Annotated in this window: 21 protein-coding genes; 5 read left to right on the top strand and 16 right to left on the bottom strand. The window is 41.0% G+C overall.

Features of this window, described 5'->3' with window-relative positions; translation table 11 throughout:
* The first annotated feature begins 10 nt into the window (after positions 1–10).
* Both KZP23_RS13140 and KZP23_RS13135 read left to right on the top strand, forming a co-directional pair.
* Positions 11–1,087 carry a phosphatidylinositol-specific phospholipase C1-like protein gene (locus KZP23_RS13140; protein ID WP_226332177.1) on the top strand — a complete coding sequence of 359 codons (1,077 nt, stop codon included), beginning with the start codon at positions 11–13 and terminating at the stop codon, positions 1,085–1,087.
* A gap of 18 nt (positions 1,088–1,105) precedes the next feature.
* Entirely contained in the window at positions 1,106–2,938 is a 1,833-nt protein-coding gene (locus tag KZP23_RS13135; RefSeq protein ID WP_226332176.1) for a metallophosphoesterase family protein, read from the top strand.
* A 65-nt stretch (positions 2,939–3,003) separates the two neighbouring features.
* Here the strand turns inward: KZP23_RS13135 and KZP23_RS13130 are convergent, their stop codons facing one another.
* The 11 genes from KZP23_RS13130 to KZP23_RS13080 all read right to left on the bottom strand — a co-directional run bounded on the left by KZP23_RS13130 (position 3,004) and on the right by KZP23_RS13080 (position 17,091).
* On the bottom strand, positions 3,004–4,749 hold the full coding sequence (locus KZP23_RS13130; RefSeq protein WP_226332175.1) for a RagB/SusD family nutrient uptake outer membrane protein: 1,746 nt from the start codon (positions 4,747–4,749) through the stop codon (positions 3,004–3,006).
* 32 nt (positions 4,750–4,781) lie between these two features.
* The gene (locus KZP23_RS13125; protein WP_226332174.1) at positions 4,782–7,868 is read right to left on the bottom strand and encodes a SusC/RagA family TonB-linked outer membrane protein; all 3,087 of its coding nucleotides are present in this window, start codon (positions 7,866–7,868) and stop codon (positions 4,782–4,784) included.
* A 658-nt stretch (positions 7,869–8,526) separates the two neighbouring features.
* Complete coding sequence (locus KZP23_RS13120; protein WP_226332173.1) at positions 8,527–9,531, bottom strand: ABC transporter permease; 1,005 nt, start codon at positions 9,529–9,531, stop codon at positions 8,527–8,529.
* On the bottom strand, positions 9,528–10,496 hold the full coding sequence (locus tag KZP23_RS13115; protein ID WP_226332172.1) for an ABC transporter ATP-binding protein: 969 nt from the start codon (positions 10,494–10,496) through the stop codon (positions 9,528–9,530). The genes KZP23_RS13120 and KZP23_RS13115 overlap by 4 nt, the downstream gene beginning before the upstream one ends.
* 7 nt (positions 10,497–10,503) lie before the next feature.
* Positions 10,504–11,361, bottom strand: a complete 858-nt coding sequence (locus tag KZP23_RS13110) for a COG1470 family protein (protein WP_226332171.1) — start codon at positions 11,359–11,361, stop codon at positions 10,504–10,506.
* A 288-nt stretch (positions 11,362–11,649) separates the two neighbouring features.
* Positions 11,650–13,290, bottom strand: a complete 1,641-nt coding sequence (locus tag KZP23_RS13105) for a PepSY-associated TM helix domain-containing protein (protein ID WP_226332170.1) — start codon at positions 13,288–13,290, stop codon at positions 11,650–11,652.
* A 2-nt stretch (positions 13,291–13,292) separates the two neighbouring features.
* A complete protein-coding gene (locus KZP23_RS13100; RefSeq protein WP_226332169.1) occupies positions 13,293–13,592 on the bottom strand; it encodes a hypothetical protein in 300 nt (99 codons plus the stop codon).
* Position 13,593: 1 nt separating this feature from the next.
* Positions 13,594–13,953, bottom strand: coding sequence for a DUF3325 family protein (locus KZP23_RS13095; RefSeq protein ID WP_226332168.1), 360 nt, complete (start codon positions 13,951–13,953; stop codon positions 13,594–13,596).
* Between the two features lie 857 nt (positions 13,954–14,810).
* A complete protein-coding gene (locus KZP23_RS13090; protein WP_226332167.1) occupies positions 14,811–15,461 on the bottom strand; it encodes a hypothetical protein in 651 nt (216 codons plus the stop codon).
* Positions 15,462–15,999: 538 nt separating this feature from the next.
* Entirely contained in the window at positions 16,000–16,239 is a 240-nt protein-coding gene (locus KZP23_RS13085) for a hypothetical protein (protein WP_226332166.1), read from the bottom strand.
* A 213-nt stretch (positions 16,240–16,452) separates the two neighbouring features.
* Positions 16,453–17,091, bottom strand: a complete 639-nt coding sequence (locus KZP23_RS13080; RefSeq protein WP_226332165.1) for a hypothetical protein — start codon at positions 17,089–17,091, stop codon at positions 16,453–16,455.
* A 516-nt stretch (positions 17,092–17,607) separates the two neighbouring features.
* Between KZP23_RS13080 and KZP23_RS13075 the strand changes: the two genes are divergently transcribed.
* From KZP23_RS13075 to KZP23_RS13065, 3 genes are read left to right on the top strand one after another with little or no spacing between them, the layout of a single operon-like run.
* Positions 17,608–17,931 (top strand): ArsR/SmtB family transcription factor, encoded by a 324-nt coding sequence (locus tag KZP23_RS13075; RefSeq protein WP_226332164.1) that lies wholly within the window; start codon positions 17,608–17,610, stop codon positions 17,929–17,931.
* Positions 17,932–17,935: 4 nt separating this feature from the next.
* Positions 17,936–18,406, top strand: a complete 471-nt coding sequence (locus KZP23_RS13070; RefSeq protein WP_226332163.1) for an SRPBCC domain-containing protein — start codon at positions 17,936–17,938, stop codon at positions 18,404–18,406.
* A gap of 3 nt (positions 18,407–18,409) precedes the next feature.
* Positions 18,410–18,814 carry a DoxX family protein gene (locus tag KZP23_RS13065; RefSeq protein WP_226332162.1) on the top strand — a complete coding sequence of 135 codons (405 nt, stop codon included), beginning with the start codon at positions 18,410–18,412 and terminating at the stop codon, positions 18,812–18,814.
* A gap of 159 nt (positions 18,815–18,973) precedes the next feature.
* Here the strand turns inward: KZP23_RS13065 and KZP23_RS13060 are convergent, their stop codons facing one another.
* The 5 genes from KZP23_RS13060 to KZP23_RS13040 all read right to left on the bottom strand — a co-directional run bounded on the left by KZP23_RS13060 (position 18,974) and on the right by KZP23_RS13040 (position 26,063).
* Positions 18,974–19,453, bottom strand: coding sequence for a hypothetical protein (locus KZP23_RS13060; protein ID WP_226332161.1), 480 nt, complete (start codon positions 19,451–19,453; stop codon positions 18,974–18,976).
* 577 nt (positions 19,454–20,030) lie between these two features.
* Positions 20,031–22,262, bottom strand: coding sequence for a catalase/peroxidase HPI (gene katG / locus KZP23_RS13055; RefSeq protein WP_226332160.1), 2,232 nt, complete (start codon positions 22,260–22,262; stop codon positions 20,031–20,033).
* Positions 22,263–22,775: 513 nt separating this feature from the next.
* Positions 22,776–24,440 (bottom strand): YWFCY domain-containing protein, encoded by a 1,665-nt coding sequence (locus KZP23_RS13050; protein ID WP_226332159.1) that lies wholly within the window; start codon positions 24,438–24,440, stop codon positions 22,776–22,778.
* Entirely contained in the window at positions 24,397–25,686 is a 1,290-nt protein-coding gene (locus KZP23_RS13045; protein ID WP_226332158.1) for a relaxase/mobilization nuclease domain-containing protein, read from the bottom strand. Before KZP23_RS13045 ends, KZP23_RS13050 begins: the two co-directional genes overlap by 44 nt.
* Positions 25,686–26,063, bottom strand: coding sequence for a plasmid mobilization protein (locus tag KZP23_RS13040; protein WP_226332157.1), 378 nt, complete (start codon positions 26,061–26,063; stop codon positions 25,686–25,688). Before KZP23_RS13040 ends, KZP23_RS13045 begins: the two co-directional genes overlap by 1 nt.
* Positions 26,064–26,065 lie beyond the last annotated feature (2 nt).

Genomic DNA, 26,065 nt, shown 5'->3' with positions numbered 1-26,065 from the left:
AACTAATAGCATGAAAAGTACCTTATACCTTATCTTAACAGCACTCTTTCTGTGGCTTTCTTCGCCGCTTTATGCGCAAGATATCAAACTCAACCAAATTCAGGTCATTGGCAGTCATAATAGCTATAAAAGCGATATGGCTCCCGAACTATTACAGTACTTGGCAAAAGTAAACCCCGCTGCTTCTCAAAGCTTGGAATATGCTCATATTCCATTGGAAGAACAGTTGGATTTAGGTCTACGGAACCTTGAACTGGATGTCTTCCATGATCCTGAAGGTGGAAGATATTCCCATCCTAAAGGGCTTGATTTAATCCAAAACGGTCAAAAACCAACACCTGACCATGATCCTAGTGGAGCGCTTTTAAAACCTGGCATGAAGCTTTTTCACGTTCAAGACCTGGACTTCAAATCTCACTATTTGTTATTTGCCGATGCATTAAAGGCCCTCAAAAAATGGAGTAAAAATCATCCTGAACATAGCCCCGTTTTTGTGCTGATCAATGCAAAAGATGGAAATATTCCCAACACCCAGCCTACCCTTCCTTTCACTTCCTCGGCGCTTGATAGCATTGATTTGGAAATCAGAACGCATTTGGGAATGGAGCATTTGATCACTCCTGATTTAGTACGAGGTAATCACAAAGATCTGGAAACAGCAGTACTGGCCAACAGCTGGCCGGCGCTGGAGAAAATGAAAGGTAAATTCCTATTTGTCCTAGATGAAAAGGAAGAAAAAATAGACCGGTATTTACATGCAAAACCCAATCTGGAAAATGCGGTTCTATTTGTCAACAAAAAAGAAGGCCACCCTACTGCAGGTTTTCGCATCATCAATGATCCGGTAAAAAATGAAGCCTATATCAGAGACTTGGTCAAAAAAGGATATATGATCAGAACCAGGGCTGATGCAGATACCAAAGAAGCCAGAAATGAGGATTATACCAGGTTTGAAAAAGCGCAGACTTCTGGTGCCCAAGTCATTTCCACAGACTATTATCACCCTTCTTCCTTCTTTAATTCTAATTATAAAGTTATTTTCGAAGGAAACAAATATGAAAGACCTAACCCTGTTTTGGTCAAATAACAAAACACCCTTGCTGATTTGAATAAAAAACCGGTATTATCCATCATTATTGGAGCGGCATTGGCATTAGTAAACACCAATGCCGCTTTATTTGCCCAATCTGTAAATCCTGAAATCGCTTTCTTATCGGATATCCATTTACAAGATGTATATGCAGATCTTGACTCAAAAGCATTTAAGGGAGTCTTTAATCCCGTAACTGGTAAATGGGCAACCATAAGGACAATGAAAAGCCAGTTGAACTCCACTCGGCTTTTCAATGAAAATTATTTTGCCTTCATCAGTGCTTTGGAGGACCTCAGAGAGAAAGGCATTAAACTGGTCGTCTTGCCCGGTGACTTTACCGATGATGGCCAACCTATGAACGTATTGGCATTAAAGAAGATCTTGGTTCATTATACAAAGGATGCAGGCATGCGGTTCTTTCTCACTACTGGCAATCATGATCCAGTAAAACCATTTGGGGGCACTGCCGGTAAAAAAGATTTTCTTGGTACTAGCGGAGCCGAACAGGCCATCGCAGGAAAAACAGAATTTTACCAATCCAAACAAACGGCTATTACCGAAAAAATCAATTATTGGGGCTATGAGGATATTACAGGAAGTTTGGGAGAATTTGGCTTTTACCCCAATGAAAAGGACCTGTTTTGGGCCCATCCATTTCAAGAGCTGGCAGTTGACAAGTATAATTTCAAAGAGGCAAAAGAAAGCTCAAGCCTGGAAAACCGTCTTTATGCCACAGCCGATTCCACACACACACTTCCAGATGCCAGCTATGTCGTAGAACCCATAGAAGGCATTTGGCTATTGGCTTTGGACGGTAATGTCTACACCCATTCCCAAAATAATTGGAAAGGTTCTTCCATTGGCTTTAACCAAGCAGCCATTCACAAAAAGCACCAGCTGGAATGGATTCAGAAAGTAGCCAAAGAAGCTGAAAGAAGAAAAAAAACACTGATTTCCTTTAGTCATTACCCTTTAGTGGAGTTTCACGATGGGGCTTCAGATGACATGGAGTCGCTTTTTGGAGCAGATAAGTTTCAGCTCGCCAGAGTACCTTCCCAGGTCACTACCCGTCTTTACGCCAAGACAGGCATAAAAATCCACTTTGCTGGACATATGCACATCAACGATACGGGAGTTTATCATGATTCCACCGGTGCCAATGTTTTATATAATGTACAAGTCCCCTCTTTGGCTGCTTTTCCACCAGCCTATAAGACCTTAAGCATTCCCAGTCCCTCCATCTTTGAAATAAAAACCATCCCGCTCACCACCGTTAAGCGCATGGATGAATTCTTTGAACTCTACCGGATGGAACATCGTTGGCTCATGAGCCAAAAAGACCCTGGCATCTGGGACAGTACTATCTTGGCCGCTAAGAATTACCTGGATTATACTCAAAAACACCTCAAAGGTCTGACCAAATCAAGGTTCATTCCTGCTGATTGGCCTGAAGACCTGGCCCTGATACTACAAAATCTGAGTCCAGCAGAATTAAACCATTGGGCTACAATGCAGGAAAATGAAGCTGAAACTTTCCTCCTTGAAAAAGTCAAAACGTTAAAAAACGATCCTAATCCAACAATATCCCACCAAACAATAATCGATGATTTTTACCTGTTGAAAAATGGTGATGAACTGGGTAAAAAATTGATTTCAGCTGATAGGTTAAGTTTTTATAATGAATTCATTCCATTGCTCAGCAACAAAGCCTATAATGACCATAAAAGCCTCAACAATAAGCTCTCCCAGTTTTTTGTGATCTTCGGTAAGCTTTTCGACTCACTACCTTCGGACCATTTTTTCATTGATCTGAAGCAGCATGATATAAAAAGGATAGAAAACTAATCTTAAAACCTAAAAAAGCCGATGAAAAATCTCATCGGCTTTATGGTATAGGTTGATAGGTTTAATTAATATCCTTGGTTTTGCGTTAAGAACCCTGCTTCACTGGAGGCCCCGTCTATAGCCCTTTGAGGTATGGGGAACAATCTCTTCTTCACATCAGCATCGGTCTTTTCTGTCCAACTGTCCTCATATTTACCAAATCTTATTTGGTAGTTTCTTCTGAAACCTTCCCAGTACAATTCAAATCCAGACTCTCTAAATAAGATATCCAAGTCAATGGCTTCCAAAGCTGCTGGTGTCTGTGCTGGACGGGCATTTCTGGAAGTCCTTAAAGCATTGATATCTGCCAAAGCACCTGCATTATCCCCTTTTCTCAACTTGGCCTCTGCCCGCATCAGGTAAATTTCTCCCAGACGGATCAACACCAAATCCACACTGCTATTGCTACAACAATTGTTGGCTGTATGACTAAACTGATATTTTGAGAAGCGATACCCTGCATTATGTAAGCTACCTTCATTGCTAAAATCCACCTTCAAGGTGTGATCCACATAACGGATATCCGCTCCACTGCTTCTTCTGTTGATCACTGGATAAATCCTCACCTTTCCATCCTCACAGGTCATGATATTTCCACTCTCATCCTTTCTTGGCCCCCAAATCACATTACGCAGAATTCCTCTATTGATTTCAAATTCCGTGGCTTCTACACAATAATAGTGGTCTGCATCATTAGTCGGATTGACACCAGTAAGGTCCTTCAATTCTTCTGGAATAATGGTGTTTTCTTGAAAGAAACGAGCATCCGCCTCAGCAGGGTCCACATCTCCATAAGCATCTACCCAAGTCTGGTAAAAATCCGGGGTAGCTGCCACGGCATCAGTACCACGCGTACTTGGAAATTCCGGTCTTGGAATCTGGTCTCCCGAAATGGACCAATAGGCCCATCGGCTATGCTCTGTCTGAAGCACCCCTCTCTGATCCAAGGAAAAGATAATTTCAGGATTGGTGTTATTGTCATCATTGAACAGTTCAAAATACTCAGGAGACAATGAATAGGGACCTTCAATGATATCACTGGTGTATTGGATTACTTTATCCATATCTTCCGTCCTAAAATCAGGTGTACCATAAGGATCCCGGTAAACGGCAGCATTCAAATACAGGCGGGCCAACAATGCCTCTACAGCATATTTATTCATTCTTCCTGGGCCTTTGTCACTATTGATCACATCAACGACCGATAAGAACTCACCCTCTAAGTATTCAATTGCTTCCTGTCCTCTCAAAATTTCAGATATTTCATCAGAATTATCTTTCTTGAAAACAAGCCCCCAATTATCCAGTGCCAACATGTTCAAATAGGCCTTCATCGCAGTCATTTCGTACAGAGCATCTTGTGCAGCTGTATTTCCCATATCAACTTCCAAGCGTAATCTTTCTTCTGCCAAAACCGCCCTTGACAAAGTCATGGTAATATAATTCCAAGCATCCCCGACCAAACCGTTTGTAGGTGTCATCAAGTGCTGGTGGACAGCAATGAACTTACCTCCATCAAACCAATCAGTACCTCCACGGTAAGGAAGAATCCCTTCATCAGAAGCCACTTCCTGTAGTCCAAAGTTAACAGTGTGCATCCATACCTGACGGAGCAATCCATATACTGGAGCAATAGAGCCACTTACCACTTCGGCTTGGCCTGTTCCTGTTAAGGATTCATCCAGTACTTCTTCATCCAATGTAGTACAACTTAGAAATGCGAATAAAAACGCAACTATAGGGAGTAGGGTATTTAATCTCTTATTTTTCATTTTAATATGATTTATCAATCATGAAATTTCTTTTAAAAGGTCAAATTCAAATTGATTGAATAGGTCCTGGCCCTTGGATAGGTAAAACGGTCAATTCCAAAAGTTTGAATTCCTCCCGATGTGGATCCGGTATTCACCTCAGGATCAAAACCGGAATAATCCGTAATCACAAATAAGTTTTGGCCGGTAATGGATAGACGGATGTTTTGGAAAGCATCTCCCAGACCAATCGCTGCTGAGTTCAAATTATACCCCAAGGTGGCATTGTTAAGCCTAAAATAAGATCCACTTTCCAAGAACCGGGTGGATACAGTATTGGAATTATTGAAGGATTCTTCAGGATATTGCACAGAAAAGTCTGTTGCATTATTTGACCTTGCCAATTGCGCTTTGGTGAAAAGTGACATGGTAGTATGGTTATACACCTTATTACCTGCTGAGCCATTAAAGTTCAAACCTAAATCAAAAGATTTGTAATTGAAGTTCATATGTGCACCATAGATTACCTTTGGAATGGCACTGCCCACTACGGCCCGGTCGTTATCCAATACCTCACCATCCTCATTAATATCTTTGAATCTATTCAGGCCGTCTTCACCTATCCCATCAAATTCAAGCATATAGAAAGCCCCTATGGGATGGCCGTTGATATAACCATTGATCGTCGCACCAGTTTGACCGGCCCCTTGTGCCGCTCCAGTAGTCAAGACCGAATAAGGCGAATCTTTCACCTCATTTTTGATAAAAGTAACATTACCGCCTACTGAATAGGAAAACTCCCTTTGCTCATCACTTGAATAATCCAAAGCCAGTTCAATCCCGCTATTGTGGATCTTCATGTCTTCGATATTGTCCCAGTAGGTAGAAGTAGGCTCAACAGGGTCTGCAGGCACTACTTCCAATAATATATTCGAAGAAACTTTATTGAAATAATCCAAAGTACCTGTCAATCGGTGATCGAAAAAGGCAAAATCAATCCCAAAATCAATTTGGGTGGACACCTCCCACTGCAAATCAGGATTGGCCAACCTTGTAAAGACAATTCCATAAGGATAACCATCCAAGGAGGTCGCATCGGTATCGATAGGATAAGTGTTCAAACTGCCCGATCCACTCGATAGTCGATCTTCAGCATAACTGGCCTGTGTGATCTTGGAAGGGATTTCTTGATTACCTGTTTGTCCCCAACTCGCACGTAGCTTTAAATTATCAAAGACAGCATTCCCCATAAAATCCTCCTTGGTCACATTCCAGCCCAAAGCAAAGGAAGGGAAATAACCGTACTTATTATTCTTACCAAACTTGGATGATCCATCCGCACGGAATGTACCAGTAAAGAGGTACTTGTCGTCAAAGGTATAGTTCACCCTACCAAAGAACGATTGCAATTCATTTTTGACAGCTGATGAACTTACCGTGGTGGGATACTCACTGGTACTATTGTGATCTTGGTAACGAGGTTCTATATTATTATCGGCAAAGCCCTTTGCGGATGTCAGCCTATATTCGTCCAAAAATGTCTGATAGGAATGTCCCGCCAGTACTGTTAGATTGTGCTGATAATTGTTCCAGTTATAGGTCAGGGTATTCTCCACCAGTTTATTGGTGTTTTCATTGACTCCCACATCCAATGTACCGTCCGAAATATTGGATTCATTGATTACCTGTGTATAAGGTTTGTATTGCTGATACCTATTGGTGCTGGAATAATCTACCCCAAGGTTCAGCTTATAGGTTAGGCGATCCAATATCTCAAAAGAAGGAGAAATTGCTGCCAAAATCCGGTTATTTGCCGCATCATCACTGTACAAGTCATATCGCTTCAGTGGATTCAAGGCATTCGTGTTTAATAAAGTAGGCTCCCCATCCGTATAAGTTGGAACGGTAGGATTCAAGCTAAGCATATCGCTGATGGTAGAACCGATGCTGGGACGCAAATTCTTCGTATGGGAAGCGGTCAGGTTATAATCCACATTTAACCTCCCATTGAATGCCTTTTGGTTCATATTCAATTTACCAGAAAAACGCTCTAGGTTACTGTTTTTCAGAATACCTTCCTGGTCCTGATAGCCCACTGAAGTGAAATAGGAAAACTGCTTGGAATTCGATCCGCTCATCGAAAAATTCAGGTTTTTCGAAAAACCCACTTGGCTCAACTCATCCTGCCAATCTGTATCCCCACCATAATCTTCTAAGTCTCCACCAACTGCAACGACCTGATTGCGAAACTCATCTGCATCGAAAACATCGATCTTTTTGGCCATGGAAGACCATGCTGTAGAAGCTGAAAAATTCATCTGGGTAGCACCTGATTTACCTTTTTTGGTAGTGATGACAACCACACCGTTGGAGGCCCTGGAACCATAAAGCGCAGTAGCACTGGCATCCTTCAACACTTCTATGCTTTCAATATCACTTGGATTAAGAAAATTAAGTGGATTCGAAGCAATTCCTGTGTCTGAATTATCCAGCAAAAACCCGTCAAGTACATATAGTGGCTGTGTTCCTGAACGCAAACTACCAATCCCTCTAATGATCACGTTTTGGGCAGCACCTGGCTCTCCGCTGGTCGAAGAAATATTTACCCCAGCCATTTTGCCTTGCAACAAATCAACCGGATTGGCAATTACTCCCTTGTTAAAATCCCCCGCCTTAACAGATCCAATGGCTCCAGTAATATCTGACCGTTTTTGTGTACCATAACCTACTACCACCATTTCCTCCAACTGGGCTGCATCAGGTACTAATTGTATGCTGACAGTAGATTGGCCATCCACCGCTACTGATTGTGATACATAGCCCACATAAGAAATTAGTAGAACGGCGCCTTCCTCTGTCTCAATGGAGAAATTACCATCAATATCTGTCACTGTGCCATTGGATGTTCCTTTCACCCTAATGGTAGCCCCCGGAAGTGGAACACCTTGTTCGTCGGTAACTTTGCCTGATACCCTTTGCCGTACGGACATTAAACTCAAAAATGAATCATCCATTTCTGAGACGATTTCATTTTCAATACCCTTGGCGACTGAATCGTATGGAGAAGAACTTAATCCCGTCCATACAGCCATAAATGCAGTTGCATAGATGGCGCTGGAAAATCGTAATTTTGAATGCATAAATAAAATTTAAGTGTTGGGTAATTGCGAACAATTCAATCCAGATTACGCATTGGGAATCGTTATAGCCTGGCCCGACAACTGACGGGAAGAGCTGAAACTGCAAGAAAATCAGTCTGGATCTATCGGGAAACAAAGCAACTGATTTTAAAGTAGTTTCAGATCCTAATACTTGTGGCCGCGGCATAGATAGCCTAATGCATATTTCGGGTTCAATGCTTTCTATTAAAGGGCCTGTTGCAGCAGGTTCTTTATTTATAGCGTCCCAAAAGTAAAACCTATATCATTCAAAATCGACTAGAATTCTTTAGGCTTATATTAATTAAACACCCTAACACTTAACCTTTAAATAATATTTGCTAAATCGATTAATTAACAAAAAATTAACTTTAATACAACTCCATATAAAAAGACAAACCTGCCCCAAAATACAGGGACAGGTGGTATTAATCTCATTTAACCGAAAGCCGTCATGACGAACTTTCTTTCGAAACCTTATCAACCTAGTAAAACCACTTGATAAAAGATCAAGATATAGGAGTCAAGATACTGAAAAGCAAGCTGGAAAATTACAAATCATTGGAGGTATTATCCCTTACAAATACGCTTAAGCGCTTATTCTTCCCTTATTTCCTCTATCCTCTGTCCAAAAATCCTACTAAGTCCTTATTTCCCTTCTCATAAAGAGGTAATAGGCCAGGGCAAAACACATCACCGTAGCGGCTATCAATCCACTTAACTGTGGCCACACAATCAGCAAACTTTCCTTAAAGGGAAGTGGAGAAGGTATTGCTCCCGCCATCTGTTCCATCGTAACTGGACCAAGACTTCTCACCGATGGCATCAACAAAGTGGTGGTAGCATCCGTATAAAGTTGGCTAGGCGCTAGGCGCAGTAGGTTCAATATCAGTTCATTTAAATGCAGTACATCCATCTGGGACATTTCATTGACTTCTGGTGCAAAAGCCTTCACAGCTATATTGATGATAATTTGATAAAAGACCGTAAAAAACAGCCATATACCAATTGCTGTTAAGGCCGATGTCGAGGCCTGCTTGAAAAGTATGGACAACAAAATGGAAAGACCAAGCCAAAACCCAACATAGATGGTACAAAGCACCATAAAACTAATAATCCTTAGCACTTCTTCCATCTCAATAAAAACACCTGTAACGATTATTCCCCCGCCAATCATCAATAAAATCAAGCTAAATAGCATGGCTGCAACCAAGATCAATGAGCTCACAAACTTGGACATCAGTAGGTTGTCCCTATATACCGGTTGTGCCATAATCCTGGTCAATGTACCGTTTTGCTGTTCTGAATTCATGGCGTCAAAACCAAGGCTGATCCCCAATAAAGGGCCCAGAAAATTAAGAAACACATGAAAGGGAGGCAATACCCCCTCGGTGGTGGTTAGGATTTTAAGGTATATAAAAAGCTTATCAGCATCTTTTATCTGGGATACTGCCTCCCTTAAATTTCCCAGCGCCACTGTGCTCGCTCCCCAAAAGGTAAGCACAATAAGCACTAATAAGACAATGAATCTCCAACTTCGAATATGACCCGCAACTTCCTTTCTCACCATTACCCAAAAAGGATGAGGCGGTTTTTCGGTGCTTATTGCAAAAAGCCTTTCAAACGAATTTATATTTGCTTTCATTGATCTATGCTCTCCGTTAAATTATTCTCAAAATACTTTTGGTAAATATCTTCCAGCCCATATTCCTTCTTCTGTACACCAGTGACATTATACCCTTTTTCTACAAAAAAGCGGACAATATCCGGCGTCACGTCAGCACTGCTGGATATCTCAATATGAGCGCCCTTGACAGCTATTTTTTGGACAAAACCCAATTGAAGTAATTCCCCTTCATCCTTCCAGGGATGTCCCACTTCATCTTGTAAGCGGACATGCACCTCATAGGTCTTTTCAGCAAAAAGCCGGTTTGATAAGGTATCAATATTGCCTTGTACCAGAAGTTCCCCTCCGACAAAAATACCTACTCGATCACATACCTGCTGGACCTGATGAAGATGATGGGAAGAAAGCAGTACCGTTAAGCCTTTTTCCCGGCTCAACTTCAATATAAGCGCTAGAAACTCCTTTACACCGCTTGGATCTATCCCCAACGTGGGTTCATCCAAAACAATGACTTGAGGCTGTTTAATAAGCACTTCTGCCAACCCTAGACGCTGTTTCATTCCCCTGGAGTAAGCAGCAGTCTTTTTATGCACAGTATCACCGGAAAGCCCTACCATGTCCATTGCCTCCAAGGCACGCTCCTGCAATTCGGACCGTGGAATCCCATTCAATTCACCAATATACATCAGGTTTTCCAAGGCCGTCATATTATCATAGAAACCAAGGCTATCAGGCATATAGCCCACAAGTCGCTTTACCGATATGGGATCTTTGGTAGAATTAAAGCCACAGACATAAGCCGTACCCTTACTAGGGTCTGTCAAGCCCATCATCATAAGGATAGTAGTCGTCTTTCCCGCTCCATTTGGCCCTAAAAGCCCAAAAATCTCTCCTCTGTTGATGCTAAGGTCCAACTCATTTACGGCTTTGAAACTGCCATAATATTTGGTCAGCCCTTCCAATCTTATGATTTGGTTATCCATACTCCTGCTATCTTCTACCGAATTTTCTGATGAGGTAAAAAACAAAACCTATGGAAACCAAAATCACCAAAACACCAATTCCTCCTGAAAGCAGGGATGTTTTTACGGTCATCCTATAAGTTACTGTACTTGTACTTGCTGCATTTTTTGCGGTAAACTTACTTACATAATCACCTGCCAAGGTTTTATCCGGCACATTTAATGTGGCCACTACATCGGTTGATTTTCCCGGATCAAGCTGCTTTATTTCGGCAGGTGAAAAAGTCACATCCCACTTCGGAGGGGTATTGGAGGACAAGGAGAGCTCTGTTAAAGGCAAGGACCCTGTGTTTTTAACTTTTAGATGAATCTCCCTTTTTTCACCTTCGATAATCTCATCACTTAGCCTTCCTGAAGGCGTGGTAAGTTCCAGCTCATAAGCACCTTCTACTACGGCCTCCAAGTGAAGTTCTAATGAATCTTTTTCCGAAACAGCATAGATGGGAATATTGTACTTGGACGGCTTAGCTCCATAGGCCGGCCTTAGCTCTATATTAATGCTTTCCGTTTTCCCTGGCTCCAGCTTGATGGAAGTCAACTGGCTTCCCATAGCCTTAAATGCCAAACGCCAGCCTTCTGGAATTTCTGAACCGAGTTCATAGAGCTGAGGAGCATCAGCATCGTTGCGGAGTGTAGCCTGATAGCGGAAAGTTTCATTGACAGGTGCTTCAATATTGACCAAGCGTGCGGTAAAAGAAGAACCTGATGGTTGATTTTGTGCCGAAGCTTCCAATGTAAATAGATGAAAGGCTATAAGCACTAATAGTGAAGAAAGAAAGCGCTGCCCTCCTCTGGGGCCCTTTGTGGTATTATTACTAACTGACATAATATAAATAAGTGAAATTTATAATTAAATGAATAATGTTAAATCTTATCCTATTTATCGTATGATAGCTTTTTAAGAATTACGGCTTCAATTTTAAATCGCAATAAAAAATTTTACAAGTAATTAACTTTTTTTAACAATCATAACACTTGACCAATTGAACCTATAAGTAACAGAAACGCAATAGTATTAACTTGCCGTCAAAAAGCTTCCTTAATTATCGAATGATTAATTTTAGCACTTCCATCCCTGTAATGGTGATATAAAAACTGACTTTTATAACTTACCTTAAGACATGGGCTCAGCATTAACAGTTTTTTTAATACTTGTCTTTTTAGTGGCTTTCTTTTCGGGGAGTTTTCCTGTGGATCTTCGTTTGAGATACCAAGCTACCAACAAGGCTGTCAGTGAGATCATAAGCCAAAAAACATCTATAATAAATATGGCATAGTGCCCTGCGGGAAAAGTCACCCAAGGCCAATTCCCACTGACAAAGCCATTGGCCACAGGTATCATTAAGCCCATTAATCCACCTGTAATAAGCGAGTATTTATTGGTGAAATAATTATCCCTCATAATGATAAAAAAGACAGTAAAAGCCAGCCAGCTATAAAAGAATACATGATAAATATCTGTCATCCGCTCTGGACCGAAATCATGCAAAAATACCTTAACCCATAAAAAGGTAAATGCAGTAACAGGAAACAGGCTCAGGCATACTGCCAAGTAAACCCAAACCAACCAGGCATTGAACTTTCTTTTCTTGTCTGCTATATGTTTTTTATCCCTTGCTACCAACCATATCATCACACCAGAAATGATTACGAAACAAGACACTATTCCCAAAATAAAGTAAATGACCTTTAAAAGGACCCCACCATAATTCCCAAAATGCAGCTGGGTGATCACGGCAGTAGCTGCATCCAAATAAGATGTCGCTGTAAACGGATTCACAATATACTCCTCTTTACCTGTTAAGGCATTATATAGAATTTCTCCCCGGCCTGCAAATTTCAAATCATATCGGGTATATCCTTCGACACTTACCTTCATATTGGTATCCCCATAGTTAAAGACCTGCAAGGTAGACACTTCAAATCCTTCCCATTTTGAGGCTGCCTTTTCCAAAAACTGATTGATTTCTGGTATTTCCAAAACAGGCGTATTGGCCAGTTCAAATTGGGCCGGGTTAAACCCAAAATCCTCATATAATTGGTTCGTATCTCCGTCATACATAAAGGTCACCACGGCTGGAGACATGACACTCGTACCAATGATCAAGCAAGTTCCGGTCACCGCATAAACAAATTGGTAAGGCAAACCTATTATCCCCAAAGCCGTATGGGCATCTGTCCAAAGGTTCTTGAGACTGGCCATCGGTCTGAAAACGTAAAAATTGGAAACGATCTTTTTCCAATGTACCAACACACCCGTAATGATGGCAAAAAGAAAGAAAAAGGCTACAAAACCAGCCAAAATATAGCCTGAAGTGCCCCATAAATTCAGCTGGGCAAAAAAATGTAAACGATAAAGAAACTCCCCTATACTGTAATTGCTGGTATAGGTATAGGTCTTAAAATTATCCGTATCCATATAAAAGAAGCTTCCTTTTTTGGCTTCTTCGCTGGCTGTGCTGTCTTTTGAAGCGGTCAAATTAACATTGATCCTCCGTTCATTGAAATATTTGGTAAAGGAGATATCCCTGCCATACAGTTCTTTACGTGCATCCAAGCTATCCAACATCATATCCAGGTCTATTGCCTGAAGGTGGCTTTCTTCGCCGACAGGTTCATTTCTTTCCCAGCCTACTATCTCATCCCTAAAAAAGGAAAATGAACCGGCAAAGAATATTATATACAGCGCTGCACTGATGATGATACCACTGATCGTGTGGGTATGAAAAAGAATATTGTAAACCCTATTGCTCATAATTAGAAAATGGGATGATAAATTTTACCGATATAGATAATTCCAGAAAAAAACATGGTTACCAGCAGGTAAACTCCCCAAGCCTTCCAACCATTCTTAAAGAGAAATGCCAAAAGAAAAAGCGTGGCCCAAACCATAAATCCCCCAAACCTCAAAGTTGTCAGCACATTGACATGATTCAACCAAAAGCCAAGGGCCATAAACAGGGAAATGGTTACCGCATATCCACCAAAAAAACCAGCGGTTATCTTGGCAAAACACTGCGGTTTGGAAGTAGTAAGGTATTTTTTATTGGCTGGCATCTTATATCAGTTCAAATATCAGGCACATGACAAATATCAAAATCAGGATTTTATAATGGACAAACCTTAGCGGAGAAAGCAGCACCACAAGACTTCCGGCTGTCATCAGGAGAATAAAAAAGGAAAAAACACCTGCACCAAAACCTGCTTCCACATAACAGAGCAATAAAGCAAGTATAAACAGCCCTCCTCCCAAGTATTTTGACCTTAAGCTGTTTTGCTGCAACCACCGCTCAAACCCAAGAGACTGGGACAGCTGCTGTCTTTTGGAGGTGTTATAAAAACAGAAAAAACCGATAAAGGTCAATATTGTAGCCAATGTGATCATTTCAAAAGGTCCATTACTTGATGTTTTCGACAAAAATATATGCAATGAACTAGCTAAACAACTTTATTTAGATTTAATTTAAATAATAATAAATATCTATATCATTCTAGATTTGATAGATAAACAACATATATATTATCTCTCCAATTATGATGGAAACCTAGGACTGTAGACCTTGAACCCGCTTTATGCATTTGGAATCGTTATAGCCTGTCCCGTCCACTGTCGGGAAGAACTGAAACTACAAGAAAATCAGGCTGTTTGGAGATTGAATCATCCGCCGCGCCTGTCTGCTCAGGCAGGGCGGATGGTGAACCTGTCTTCCGCCAGGTAGAATTGAAAACAGCAGCGAAGCGACTGATTTTAAAGTAGTTTCAGGTCGTAATACTTGTGCGCCGCGGCGTAGATAGGCTAATTCATAATGCGGGTTGAATTATAAAAAGTTAGGATCGCTGTTCTTGGTATACATGTTTCTAATTATATTTGGATCAGCCCATTGATTAATCTGATTATCCGCAATGATGCCAGTAACCTTAAATCCTTTGCTTAAGTGGTCGGGAGTTTGAAGACTGAAGACCGAAGGAGTTGATATTTTAATTAAAACGAACATTTCGATTCGCTTTTAACTTTTACTGGTGCAATTGCGGATATACATATTGATTAAAATAGATTTTAAATAGGAGCACAGACCATGAACAAATTAGCCTTGACCCGATGGACCCTCTTCGCATTTTTCACAGGAATAACCTTGGGAGCCTTTATTTTCATTTGGGCGGTATCAGGTTTTAGCGCTTACCAATTGCCCATTTTAGCCATTAGCCTATCTGTCATCTTTTGGGTTTCAATGAAAATTGGAAAAACACCCTAGTCCTAGGCTATCTCAGAGCTATTTATTCTAGCTCGAAACTTATACCTCCCTGGGTATTATATTTTTGTCCCTTGCCAATAGAAAGCATCCAACGGTCATATGTGGCCTTTCTCAGCCAGTCCGCCTGAAGATGGCCTTTCAGTTCACCTCCTGAAGCCGCCTCCTTGGCAAGGAGATGGGCCTGTCGATAAAGTACGCTGTCTCCCTTATAATTATGATGCAGAATAAAAGCAGCATGAAACTTATCTACTGCCTTCTTTATCTTTCCTGACTCATTATAAGCCCTGACCTGCATCAACCGTACACTATCCCTTTGTACCATTTCTTCTCTGTAAATGGGCAGGAAAAACTTAAGCTGCTTTCTGTCACCCTGATCTGTGGCATAAGCATATTCCAGGGTTTTCTCTATATCGTCAGAAATGATAATGGCACTGGGCAATGGTCTGAATAAGCCGATGACCAAGCCGATGAAGAAGATTAAAATCATAGTCAATGGAACTTGGAGCCATTTCCAGCCCCTCCTTTTTCTGAGCCACCTTATCATTCCGGCCAGTAAAACATATACCAGGACAATGACCAGACCTGATAATAAAACAAAAGAGAATATCGGAAATTGATAAGAAAAGTAAATAACCGTCAGTAGCCCCAAAGCATAAAGCAAATATCTTCTCATGGTAATTGATTTATGGTTTTATTTAAAATATTCCTTCGTTGTATTTTGGATAGAAAGCAACAGGACTAAAGGCCGATCCGGCCTGAATTAATTGTTAAATACCAATATGAATGGCTATCCTTTATTTCATTGAATCCGTAAAACTCTTTTCTAAAACCCTAGCCTATCCATTTATAATAGAGCTCATTATCGTACAGCTTCTGTCCGTCAGTGCACAGATTATTTCTCAAAAGGTTTTCTTTAATTTCTCCTGATCTGATAAAACATAGCTTTCACACTTAATCAGCCCCTTCTCTCACCAAACTTCCTATATCCGCATTGGTTAAATCCAAGAACAATACCAAACTCCAATCAGAAACCTGCTACACCAATCCCCCCAAAGACCAACTGGTATAATCCATTAATTTCTCTAAATAAAAAGCAACTGTAGACAGGACAAGCTATCAACAAGGGGATATCCGGATAAGCTTGCAAGGGCCCCTGCTAAAAAGTATCAGGAAAATAAAAACACAAAGGCCAGTAAATACTGACCTTTTCATCAAACCGCTTTGCTTGACTTTAAAGACTTCAATGAAATTCCATTGTGCCGCCTTTCACTTTTTATACCCAAATTCCGTTTTGATTTAAAATACTTGTTATAGGCCCAATTTTTCAAAACGAAGGCCTCCTCTGCGGTCAAAATAGATAAAGCCTTTTTGTATTCCTTCTCCCAAATTTCGGAATCAAAACTCACCTTATCCAAAATCAATTTGTAATACTCCAAATAAGATGTTTTCATACTAATTCTAAATTTAAGGTTAAACAATGAATATGAGCTGACACATTATTTCCCCCAATTATCAGGAGGAGAATGAAGTAAATTGGCCAACCAATAAAAATAAGCTTTCATGACTTTTACTAATTTAACGGCATCTACATTCAAGAGTATTAGACGAAAGGAACGCTTTCAGGTTCTTTTTTTGAAGAATTTTGCCCGGAAAATATTTTAATATTAATGCAAAACAACATGGGCGATAAAATTTGGATGGGAATATTGAATTTTCCCGCTTTCATATATTTCATTTGCTATTTCCAAAGCTTCAAATCCTGTTTTGACTTCCTTAACCTTAAAGTGTTGTGTAGAAAATTTTGAATCAATTAGCTCTAAATTAAAGGTTTTGGCAAAATTGATAAAATCTGATTCGGATATGACTTCATCATTATTTTTGGTCAGCACCTCACTCAATAAGACACAATAGCTCAACGGATTATCATCTGAAAAATAAAACACAGGAGTCGCTGAATATATTTGTGGATCCTGATTGAGCGCTATTAAGTAGTTCTTAAAATCAGTGCAATCGACTTTACCATCTATCATTACTTTAAAACTGCCATAATTACTACCAAAACTAAAATTTCCCGTATCAAGAAATGAATATTTTTCCAATATGGATCTTGCTTCCTCTCTATTCATATCTGTTTGATCAAGCACTATCCAAACCTCATATAATGAATGCTTGAAGTAGTTCTTTGAGCTTCCCGAATAATAGAAATACCCATCCCCACACAATTGGGAGCTAAATTGATTTTCTTCTTGATCACATGAAGAAAATAGTAAAAGGCTTATTAGTGTCAAAACATATTTTCTCATTGTCTTTCTAATTTATGAATACAAAAAAACTTGAAACCCAATGTTCCATGATAATTGCGTCTTAATAAAATCCCTGTTGATAACTAAACGGAAAAACACCGTGTATTGCTACATTATCAACCGCTACCAAATAACTATCATAAAACCTGAATCCCCTTACCCCCACCATCACCTGCTTACCCCTCTTCCTAGCCTCTCCATAGTAACCCTCTAGTAGATACCTAGGGGATGTCTTGGGGATACGTTGCTTACGGGTAAATTATTTCTTGGAAATATACAATAAAACCAAAACAAAGCCACAACCATAACCATCATTCATGATACTAAAAAATACCGATCAGCAATTCCCCTCTAAAATCATTTAAGCCGACACCAACCATCCCAAAATCAATATTTCTTATCTAAATATTTGCGCAGCCAAATAACTGCACTTATATTAGCAGTCATATGGTTGCGCATAAAAGATAATCCAACTAATGATCCATATGGCAACTCATTATCTGATAAAGTAATACTATGAAATTGAGAAGAGATGTATTCCAGGCAATAGCAGATCCCACACGCAGGGCCATCATTTCTTTGCTTGCCATAAATGCCATGACCCCTACGGCCATTGCTGAAAATTTCGATTATTCCCGCCAGACCATTTCCAAACATATTCAAATCCTCACTGAATGTGAAATACTAGAACAGGAACAAAAAGGCCGGGAAATCTACTATCAGCTCAATCCTCATGGCATGAGAGAAATAGCCGAATTTATTGAGCCTTTCAGAAAACATTGGGATGATCAATTCAATAAATTGGAACAGGTCATGAAATCCCACCAATCCAAACAATAAAACGATGGAACAAAAAACAAAAGTCCATGCCGAAAACGGACCCCAGGAAATCACAGTAACAAGAACCTTTGATCTGCCAGTTGAACTACTGTTCAAAGCCTACACAAAACCTGAACTAGTGGAACAATGGATGGGTAACACGGTTATAAAACTGGAAAACAAACCACACGGCAGTTATCGCTTCGAAAAAAAAGACTCCAATGGCCAAGTCGTTTTCAGCGCCCATGGCACTATCCACGACCTAAAAGAAAATCAATTGATCACTCGCACCTTTGAAATGGACAATGCGGGTTTTCCTGCACAACTGGAATTCCTGGAATTTGGCAGCATTGATGATTCCAAAAGCCACCTGAACATTAAAATGGTATTTAGATCTGTCGAGGACAGGGACAATATGCTCAAACTTCCCTTTGCATACGGGCTTAACATGGCCCACAGTCAACTACAGACCATTATGGAAAAACTAAAACAATAAGGTATGAAACCACAAAAGCTTATAACAGACAGAACCGCTAAAATAATCTACTGGGTAGCCACCCTTTGGCTTAGCCTAGGCATGGTATCTACGGGAATCGTTCAGATAGCACACATGGACGAAGAAGTACGCAAAATGAAAGAACTGGGCTACCCCATGTACTTCCTGACCATCATTGGCATATGGAAACTATTAGGGGTAATAGGTATCCTTGTTCCAAAATTCCCCTTGCTAAAAGAATGGGCATATGCAGGCTTCTTTTTCTTAATGACAGGGGCTATTTTTACCCACCTAGCCGTAAATGACAGTGCCGTAGAGTATTTTGGACCGACCCTATTGCTTCTATTAACAGTGATTTCTTGGTATTTAAGGCCCGCTGAAAGAAAGCTAAGTATCAGAAAAAAGTGATTAATAGCCAATTTGGACCAATGATCCTAAGCCATACCCTGATACTGACAAATAACAGGACAAAAGAAGAAATACACAATAAAGGTAAATGGATTGAAATCACTCCTACTGGCAATTATGAAGTGCGCTTTAAAGAATCCCCCTTTGATTCAAATAATATCAATCTACTTTGGTGTAGACCGTTTTTCCTATACAATTTGATAGGATATCGTTACAATAAAATTCAATGGCTATTTTACCTCCACCATCCATTTGCTCCACTGTGCCAACCTGTGTAACAGGTGAAGCATTCTCAAGGGCCACCAGCCCAGCCCTGGGAGCAAAGAGCTCCTCAGGATCTTCCAAGGAATGAAATTCATCCCATTCCACAGTCAGTTCTTTTATTTGAAGTTCATAAGTTCCCCTCATTATGCTTCGGTAGCCCAAATCATCCCCATACTCGCTTTCTCTGATCGTTATCCATCGCTCCAGATCACCATTATCCTGAAAGACCAAGCTATGAACATACCATCCCCCATCTTCTTCGGCAAAATTGGTCCATTCATAGGTTCCGTTAAAATGTATCCCCAAAGGTTCAATATCATCCTTACAAGAAAATAGGGGAATGATCAGTAGTATTAATAGAACAAGATTTTTCATTGTGCTAAAAGTTTGTTTATCACAAAACGTAATTTCCATTCAAAACGCTACAGAAAACCCTTCTTCCTATATTTTACCCCTCCCAAACAACCAAATCATATTTACTAATACGGCCAAAAGTAAATCCATTGCAAAATAAACCCAGAATAAATTTATCCGCCCTCATCTTATTATAACTTCTTTTTTAGCATCCTCTGATAGTTTCATTGCTTCCATTGATGATACCTGACACCTAAGTAAAAAATAATAACGCATTGTGCTAGTCAGTCAAACACTAGTAGCATGAAGCATGTTTATCACGGACAGACCGCTCCCCGTGGAGGAAGCCCGCGCAGGCCTTATGGAAAGAAACTCGGTGCATTAAAGCGGATAAACATAAAATATTACCTCAAATAATAGGTATCATCAAAGAATAAAACCTCCAATACAAATAGGAATGTATTTCACCTTTAAAATTTATCAAGAGATCAGCCATGGGTAAAACAGCACTAAATGGTTATTAATGAAAAGGGGCACCCCATCTGTTGCCCCTTTTTATTTATTCGAATCTTCAATCTTATTTTATCCTCTTGGAACTTTAGTCCAAATCAAATCGATCTAAGTTCATCACCTTGTCCCATGCTGCCACAAAGTCCCTGACAAACTTCTCATTGGAGTCCTGACAAGCATAAACCTCCGCCACAGCCCTCAACTCAGAGTTGGAACCGAAAACCAAATCTGCCCGGGTACCAGTCCATTTTACCTCTCCTGTTTTGGTATCGCGACCTTCAAAGACTTCCTTATTATCTTCAGACACCGGACGCCACTCAGTCCCCATATCCAGAAGGTTCAAGAAAAAATCATTGGAAAGTACGCCTGGCTTATGGGTAAGCACACCGTGTTTTGACCCATCATAATTAATCCCCAACACGCGCAAGCCACCAATGAGCACTGTAAGTTCTGGTGAGGTCAAAGTTAGCAACTGGGCCCTATCTATCAGTAAGGCCTCCGTGGACACATCGAAACGGGTTCTCCTGTAATTCCTAAAACCATCCGCTACCGGCTCAAGATAGGTAAATGTATCAATCTCCGTCTGTTCTTGGGAAGCATCCATTCGGCCAGGAGTAAATGGTACTTTAATTTGATGGCCTCCATCTTTCGCAGCCTTTTCCAATCCTGCACAGCCTCCCAGCACTATAAGATCCGCTATGGAGATTTTCTTTCCATCAGACTGCCCTCCATTAAAGTCACTCTGAATACCTTCATATATCTTTAGAATCTTGGACAATTCTGCAGGATTGTTTACTTCCCAATCCTTCTGCGGTTCCAAACGAATTCGGGCGCCATTGGCTCCTCCACGCATATCAGAACCTCTGAATGTAGAGGCAGAAGCCCAAGCAGTAGAAATTAGCTGAGCAACAGATAAACCGGAAGACAATATTTTGGACTTTAATGACACTATATCCTGCTCGTCTACCACCTTATGGTCCAAGGCAGGAATGGGGTCTTGCCAGATCAATTCCTCTTTGGGCACTTCCGGTCCGAGATACCTGTTCAATGGCCCCATATCACGGTGAGTCAGTTTATACCAGGCCCTGGCAAAAGCATCTGCAAACTCATCAGGGTTCTCGTAGAATCGTCTTGAAATTTTTTCATATTCAGGATCAAAACGCAAGGACAGGTCTGTTGTCAACATAGTTGGCCGATGTTTTTTAGAGGGATCAAAAGCATCAGGAATGCTCTCCTCGGCATCTTTGGCTACCCACTGTTTGGCACCTGCGGGACTTTTGGTCATTTCCCACTCATATTTGAAAAGGTTTTCAAAAAAGTAATTACTCCATTGTGTGGGGGTTTGGGTCCAAATAACCTCGGGACCACCGGTAATCGCATCAGGCCCCTTTCCTGATCCATACGTATTTTTCCAGCCAAAGCCCATGGCTTCGATTGGAGCGGCTTCCGGCTCAGGCCCGATGTACTTGCTTGGATCTGCTGCTCCATGAGTTTTTCCAAAAGAATGCCCCCCGGCGATCAAGGCCACAGTTTCCTCATCATTCATGGCCATTCTTCCAAAAGTCTCCCGAATATCTATTGCCGCAGATACAGGGTCTCCATTACCGTTTGGCCCCTCAGGATCTACATAAATCAAGCCCATGACCACGGCAGCCAATGGATCTTCCAAATCCCTTTCCCCTGAATATCTTTTATCTTCCAGCCAGGATTTTTCAGATCCCCAATAGACATCTTGCTCTGGCTCCCACACATCTTCACGGCCTCCGCCAAAGCCAAAGGTTTTAAAGCCCATAGATTCCAATGCTACATTACCGGCCAGAACCATTAGGTCAGCCCAGGAAATCTTCTTACCATACTTCTGCTTAATGGGCCATAACAACCTCCTGGCCTTATCCAAACTGGCATTGTCCGGCCAACTGTTCAGGGGAGCAAAACGCTGCTGTCCAGCTCCCGCTCCTCCACGGCCATCACCGATACGATAAGTCCCAGCACTGTGCCACGCCATTCTAATAAAAAGTCCTCCATAATGCCCGAAGTCTGCCGGCCACCAGTCTTGGGAATCCGTCATCAATGCATGTAAATCCTTTTTCAATCCTTCATAGTCCAGACTTTTGAAAGCTTCCGCATAATTGAAATTATCATCCATTGGGTTGGACAAGGACGAATGCTGCCTTAAGATATCCACCCTCAGTCGGTCTGGCCACCAGTCCAAATTATTGGTTCCTCCACCAGCACTTTTCTTAGGGGCTCCGCCCGAAAAGGGACATTTACTGCTGCCGTCATTTACATCATAACCTCGAGATCCACTGTTGTTTTCCATTTTTGATTGATTTATGATTATTATAAAAATTAAAAGGAATTGTAATTCTTAATTTCTTATACCTGTTTATCCATAATTGCTCCATCAATTGATGCCATTCAAAACACACCTTCGATATACTCGAAAAACTGATCAATATTGATCACTTAATCCTGTCCAAGGTCTGGCATATCCATGGAAATCCGCTAGAAATAAGGCTACTGATGTAAAAACCAAAATCAAATATCCTTACTTTCAAACCTCTTTAAATTAAAAATTTATACGCATTTAACCAAGTTATTGGAAGTTTTGGAAGCCTTACCAATCGGTTTTATTAAGCTGTAAAAATATTCCCTCTCATGCCTGTTAGTCAAATACCAGTATCATAAAGGAGTTTTATTGCGAAGAGGCCATAAAGAGATGTTCCATGGACTAGATTGCCTACCTCCTGCAGGCGCCGAAGTTTGACCATTAAAACTATTCTATCACTGAATAAAAGAACATAAAAATCGCCAAATAAAATTTGGACGTTCCCTAGACGTTCCCACCACGTCTCCTCGATGTTCCCTCTATATCTCCTCTTAGTCCCCTTACCGAACTCCCCTCCCAATTCACAATTCCCCAATCCCTCGATTCGACAGCCTGGCTGCCATAATCTTTTTTTAGCTGGCTATAATCCTGTACCCCCAAACAAGTTGCCACTTTATTGCTCCGGGCCGTTGCGATCAGGTTATCCATACCATTAAAATAAATGGTGGGAAATTCATCGAAAATCAGGCTGGATTTTAGTTTTCCCTTTTGGTTGACCAGCTTGGTAATCCTTGAAATATACAAACTCAACACTGCTCCATATACCTGCTGCTTTTGGGGATTGTTGCCCATGCAGACTACTTTGGGTTCCTTGGGATGATTGATATCCAGGGTAAATTCACTTTCAGAAAGCACATAATAAAGCTGTGGTGAGGAAAGCCTGGCCATGGTGATCTTGGCACTGGCAATCTGCCCTTCCAGTTGTTCGGCAGCCCCTTGGAGATAAGCCGAAACAAATGGATTGATCAGCACTTCTATTTCCGGTTCCGTTCTTAATACAGAAAACAACTTATCATAATCCACTTGCATCATTTCAATGACATGGGGCAGGGTGCAAAATTTACCCTTTTGGTATTTCTTCAAAAACCAGATGACCGCAGTCAAAAAATTGATGGGGGATTCCACAAAGAAGTCCCCCTGCTTTTTTATCCATTCCCTGTTGAGTCCCATCATAATGGTTCGGGAAGATTCACTGGCATCAGTGATATCCAGCATGGTAGAAGGTTCAAGGGGATTGCAGCGGTGACTATGTTCCAGGTCATCAAAATTGATGGTATAGAACGATGGAAGTATTTTATAGGCTCCTTTGTTTTTGATCAGTGCATTATAGGCAATCCTTGATAGGTCATCGTATTTAAAGTCATAGACGAACATGGAAAAACCCTTGGCAATATGCTGGGTTATCACATGACGGATCACAAAATAACTTTTCCCCGATCCGGGTGTCCCCAGTACCAGTAATGCACGGAAAGGGTTGATGATATTGATCCAGCTGTTTCTGATTTTATTTTTCAGTTGGTATTTGGCTGGCAGATTTATGGAATAGGCATTGACCAGCTTTCTTTCCTCTTGGGGGAAGGTTTCATTTTCCCTGTTGAAGACACCTTTGCTGCCTTGGTCTTTCAGGAATCTGGACAACCTCCCTCCTCCCCATAGCACCATCAGGTAGCCGATAATCATGGAAATACCATAAGAAAATTCCAAGGTCAAAGGATCCATTGTCAGTCTCCTCCAATAATTTGAAAACAAAAAGAGATTCCCGCCCAGAAAAAGGCAAATCAATGCAGAGGACCATTTCACCTTTATATCCTTTTTACCCTTTGCTCCCATATGACTGATAAAAAGCAGGCCCAGGGACAGGGATTTGGCATAAAGTGTATTTCCCAGAAATGGCAGCTCGCCCACTTTCTGGATAAAGTTGTCCCAAAGTGGTTTTACCAAGCCCCACCGATCAAAGAGAATGGGAAGCTCCAAATATAAATGGATCATTAATACTGCTAGACTGGCCTTTCGGGTAAGTTCCAAAATTTTACTCAACGCCTGCGTGTTTTCTCCTGTGGCCATGTCAAAGTTTTTTTCTTCGTTTTCTCCTCTTTTTCCTTTTATCAAAAGGATCGGCTAGCTCCTCCCATTCTGGACGCAAAATTGCTTCGACCTTACTTATGAAAGAAGCTAAAGCGCCCTTACCATCTTCCTTCCACAAATAAGGATCTGCATTTGGCCCATCCTTATTTGTGGAATAACGAAAAGGCCCCTTTTCATACCTAGGTGGATTAACCGTCACTTTAGTCAGTTTTTTATCCCCCTCCTTTGGATGAAGCTGGGCATAGACCTTTTGGCCACTTAGCGATCTGGATAATTCCGATGCCTTGAAAGCAGATCTATTGACATGATCTATGATAGTAAGGCCAAAAACCTTCCCATCTTTGGAATAATGAAAATCAGCTGCCAAACCAGCCATTTTAAGATTTTCCTCGAATGCCCCTTTCCCCTTCCCTTTGGAAATCTTCAGGGCTCCAAACACCTTATTTCGAGTGGTTGAAACCAAAGCCTCCTTTTTCATTTTGCTGTGCTCCATCCTCTTTTGGAGTCTGGAGAAGGTTGGTTTCGAATAAAAGGCGCTTGCTTTAATGGGGACACCAATCCGTTTTCCCTTATTATCCAATGCGCTATAGGCCAAGCCCTTATTTTCATACATCTTGGTTCCCTTTTCTCCCTGAATCAATACAATATTGAATTGCCGCAATATGGAAGCAAACTCACCAATCGAGCCATAGGAATAAGTCCTCATTACCTCCGTGATAATATTGCCTATTGCAGCTTTGCTTTCCTTCTTTCCATATTTCAGGCTTTCCAAAGGCTGGATACTTAGCACCTGTTCTTTTTGTTGTTCCGCCACCACTAAGCCCAGCTCTTTTTCCAGTTCCTTTCGGGCTTTTTCAGATTTCTCCCTTCCGAGATTATGCGTTTCTATTCGCTTTCCTTCCCGCGTAATATTGGTACTGACAATATGCAGGTGCGGGTGTCCGGCATCCATATGTTCATAGACCAAATAGGGCTGGCTTCCAAAACCGATACGATTCATATATTCCTGTGCGATAAAGGCCTTTTGGGCCTCATCCAATTGATCTTTAGGTGAAAAGTTCAGGGAAACATGAAAGGCATTCAGCTTGGCCCTGGAATTCTTTTGAGTATAGTAGAGAAACCTTTGGTTCTTATATTTCAGTGAGCCACTTTCCCCATTTGTTCCAAAACCATTGGCCATTAAAACGCTCGCCTTTTTTTCCTTCACCTTATCCTCATTATAATACAACAGGCCAAGGATATTTCTTCCCAAGCTGATCCGGGCTACCATTACCGAAAGGACTTTTGTAAAACCCTTTCGAGTTCTTCCATTTTGTTTCCTACCAAGGACAACTGCTTTTCCACTTGTTTTACCAAAGCCTTTTTCCGTAAAGGGTCTTTCAGGCTGTTGAAATATCGGGTTACCTGATTGATGTTTACTCCTATGGAATGGATCTCCATTTGAATGGATTGCATTTGATCGAGCAACAGTTCATAGGTTTCATCATGGGTTTTACAAACAATGCTTTTATTAGATAGAATATCCCTGATCAGGGCACTCATGGTAACATTTTGAGACTTAGAAAGCAGGTTGACCAATTCTTGGTACCGTTTTTCAGGTATCCTTGACTCCACCTGCTTGAGCCTTGATTTTTTCCTTGCCCCCATCA

Origin of the sequence: Echinicola marina, from assembly GCF_020463795.1 — a bacterium.
Classification (GTDB): Bacteria; Bacteroidota; Bacteroidia; order Cytophagales; family Cyclobacteriaceae; genus Echinicola; species Echinicola marina.
This window is presented reverse-complemented; position numbering and strand designations above follow the sequence as displayed.

Coding starts and splice junctions, on each gene's coding strand:
- KZP23_RS13140 (WP_226332177.1), top strand. CDS start 11: ATGAAAAGTACCTTATACCTTATCTTAACAGCACTCTTTCTGTGGCTT.
- KZP23_RS13130 (WP_226332175.1), bottom strand. CDS start 4,749: ATGAAAAATAAGAGATTAAATACCCTACTCCCTATAGTTGCGTTTTTA.
- KZP23_RS13125 (WP_226332174.1), bottom strand. CDS start 7,868: ATGCATTCAAAATTACGATTTTCCAGCGCCATCTATGCAACTGCATTT.
- KZP23_RS13120 (WP_226332173.1), bottom strand. CDS start 9,531: ATGAAAGCAAATATAAATTCGTTTGAAAGGCTTTTTGCAATAAGCACC.
- KZP23_RS13115 (WP_226332172.1), bottom strand. CDS start 10,496: ATGGATAACCAAATCATAAGATTGGAAGGGCTGACCAAATATTATGGC.
- KZP23_RS13110 (WP_226332171.1), bottom strand. CDS start 11,361: ATGTCAGTTAGTAATAATACCACAAAGGGCCCCAGAGGAGGGCAGCGC.
- KZP23_RS13105 (WP_226332170.1), bottom strand. CDS start 13,290: ATGAGCAATAGGGTTTACAATATTCTTTTTCATACCCACACGATCAGT.
- KZP23_RS13100 (WP_226332169.1), bottom strand. CDS start 13,592: ATGCCAGCCAATAAAAAATACCTTACTACTTCCAAACCGCAGTGTTTT.
- KZP23_RS13090 (WP_226332167.1), bottom strand. CDS start 15,461: ATGAGAAGATATTTGCTTTATGCTTTGGGGCTACTGACGGTTATTTAC.
- KZP23_RS13085 (WP_226332166.1), bottom strand. CDS start 16,239: ATGAAAACATCTTATTTGGAGTATTACAAATTGATTTTGGATAAGGTG.
- KZP23_RS13080 (WP_226332165.1), bottom strand. CDS start 17,091: ATGAGAAAATATGTTTTGACACTAATAAGCCTTTTACTATTTTCTTCA.
- KZP23_RS13075 (WP_226332164.1), top strand. CDS start 17,608: ATGAAATTGAGAAGAGATGTATTCCAGGCAATAGCAGATCCCACACGC.
- KZP23_RS13070 (WP_226332163.1), top strand. CDS start 17,936: ATGGAACAAAAAACAAAAGTCCATGCCGAAAACGGACCCCAGGAAATC.
- KZP23_RS13065 (WP_226332162.1), top strand. CDS start 18,410: ATGAAACCACAAAAGCTTATAACAGACAGAACCGCTAAAATAATCTAC.
- KZP23_RS13060 (WP_226332161.1), bottom strand. CDS start 19,453: ATGAAAAATCTTGTTCTATTAATACTACTGATCATTCCCCTATTTTCT.
- katG (WP_226332160.1), bottom strand. CDS start 22,262: ATGGAAAACAACAGTGGATCTCGAGGTTATGATGTAAATGACGGCAGC.
- KZP23_RS13045 (WP_226332158.1), bottom strand. CDS start 25,686: ATGGTAGCCCGGATCAGCTTGGGAAGAAATATCCTTGGCCTGTTGTAT.
- KZP23_RS13040 (WP_226332157.1), bottom strand. CDS start 26,063: ATGGGGGCAAGGAAAAAATCAAGGCTCAAGCAGGTGGAGTCAAGGATA.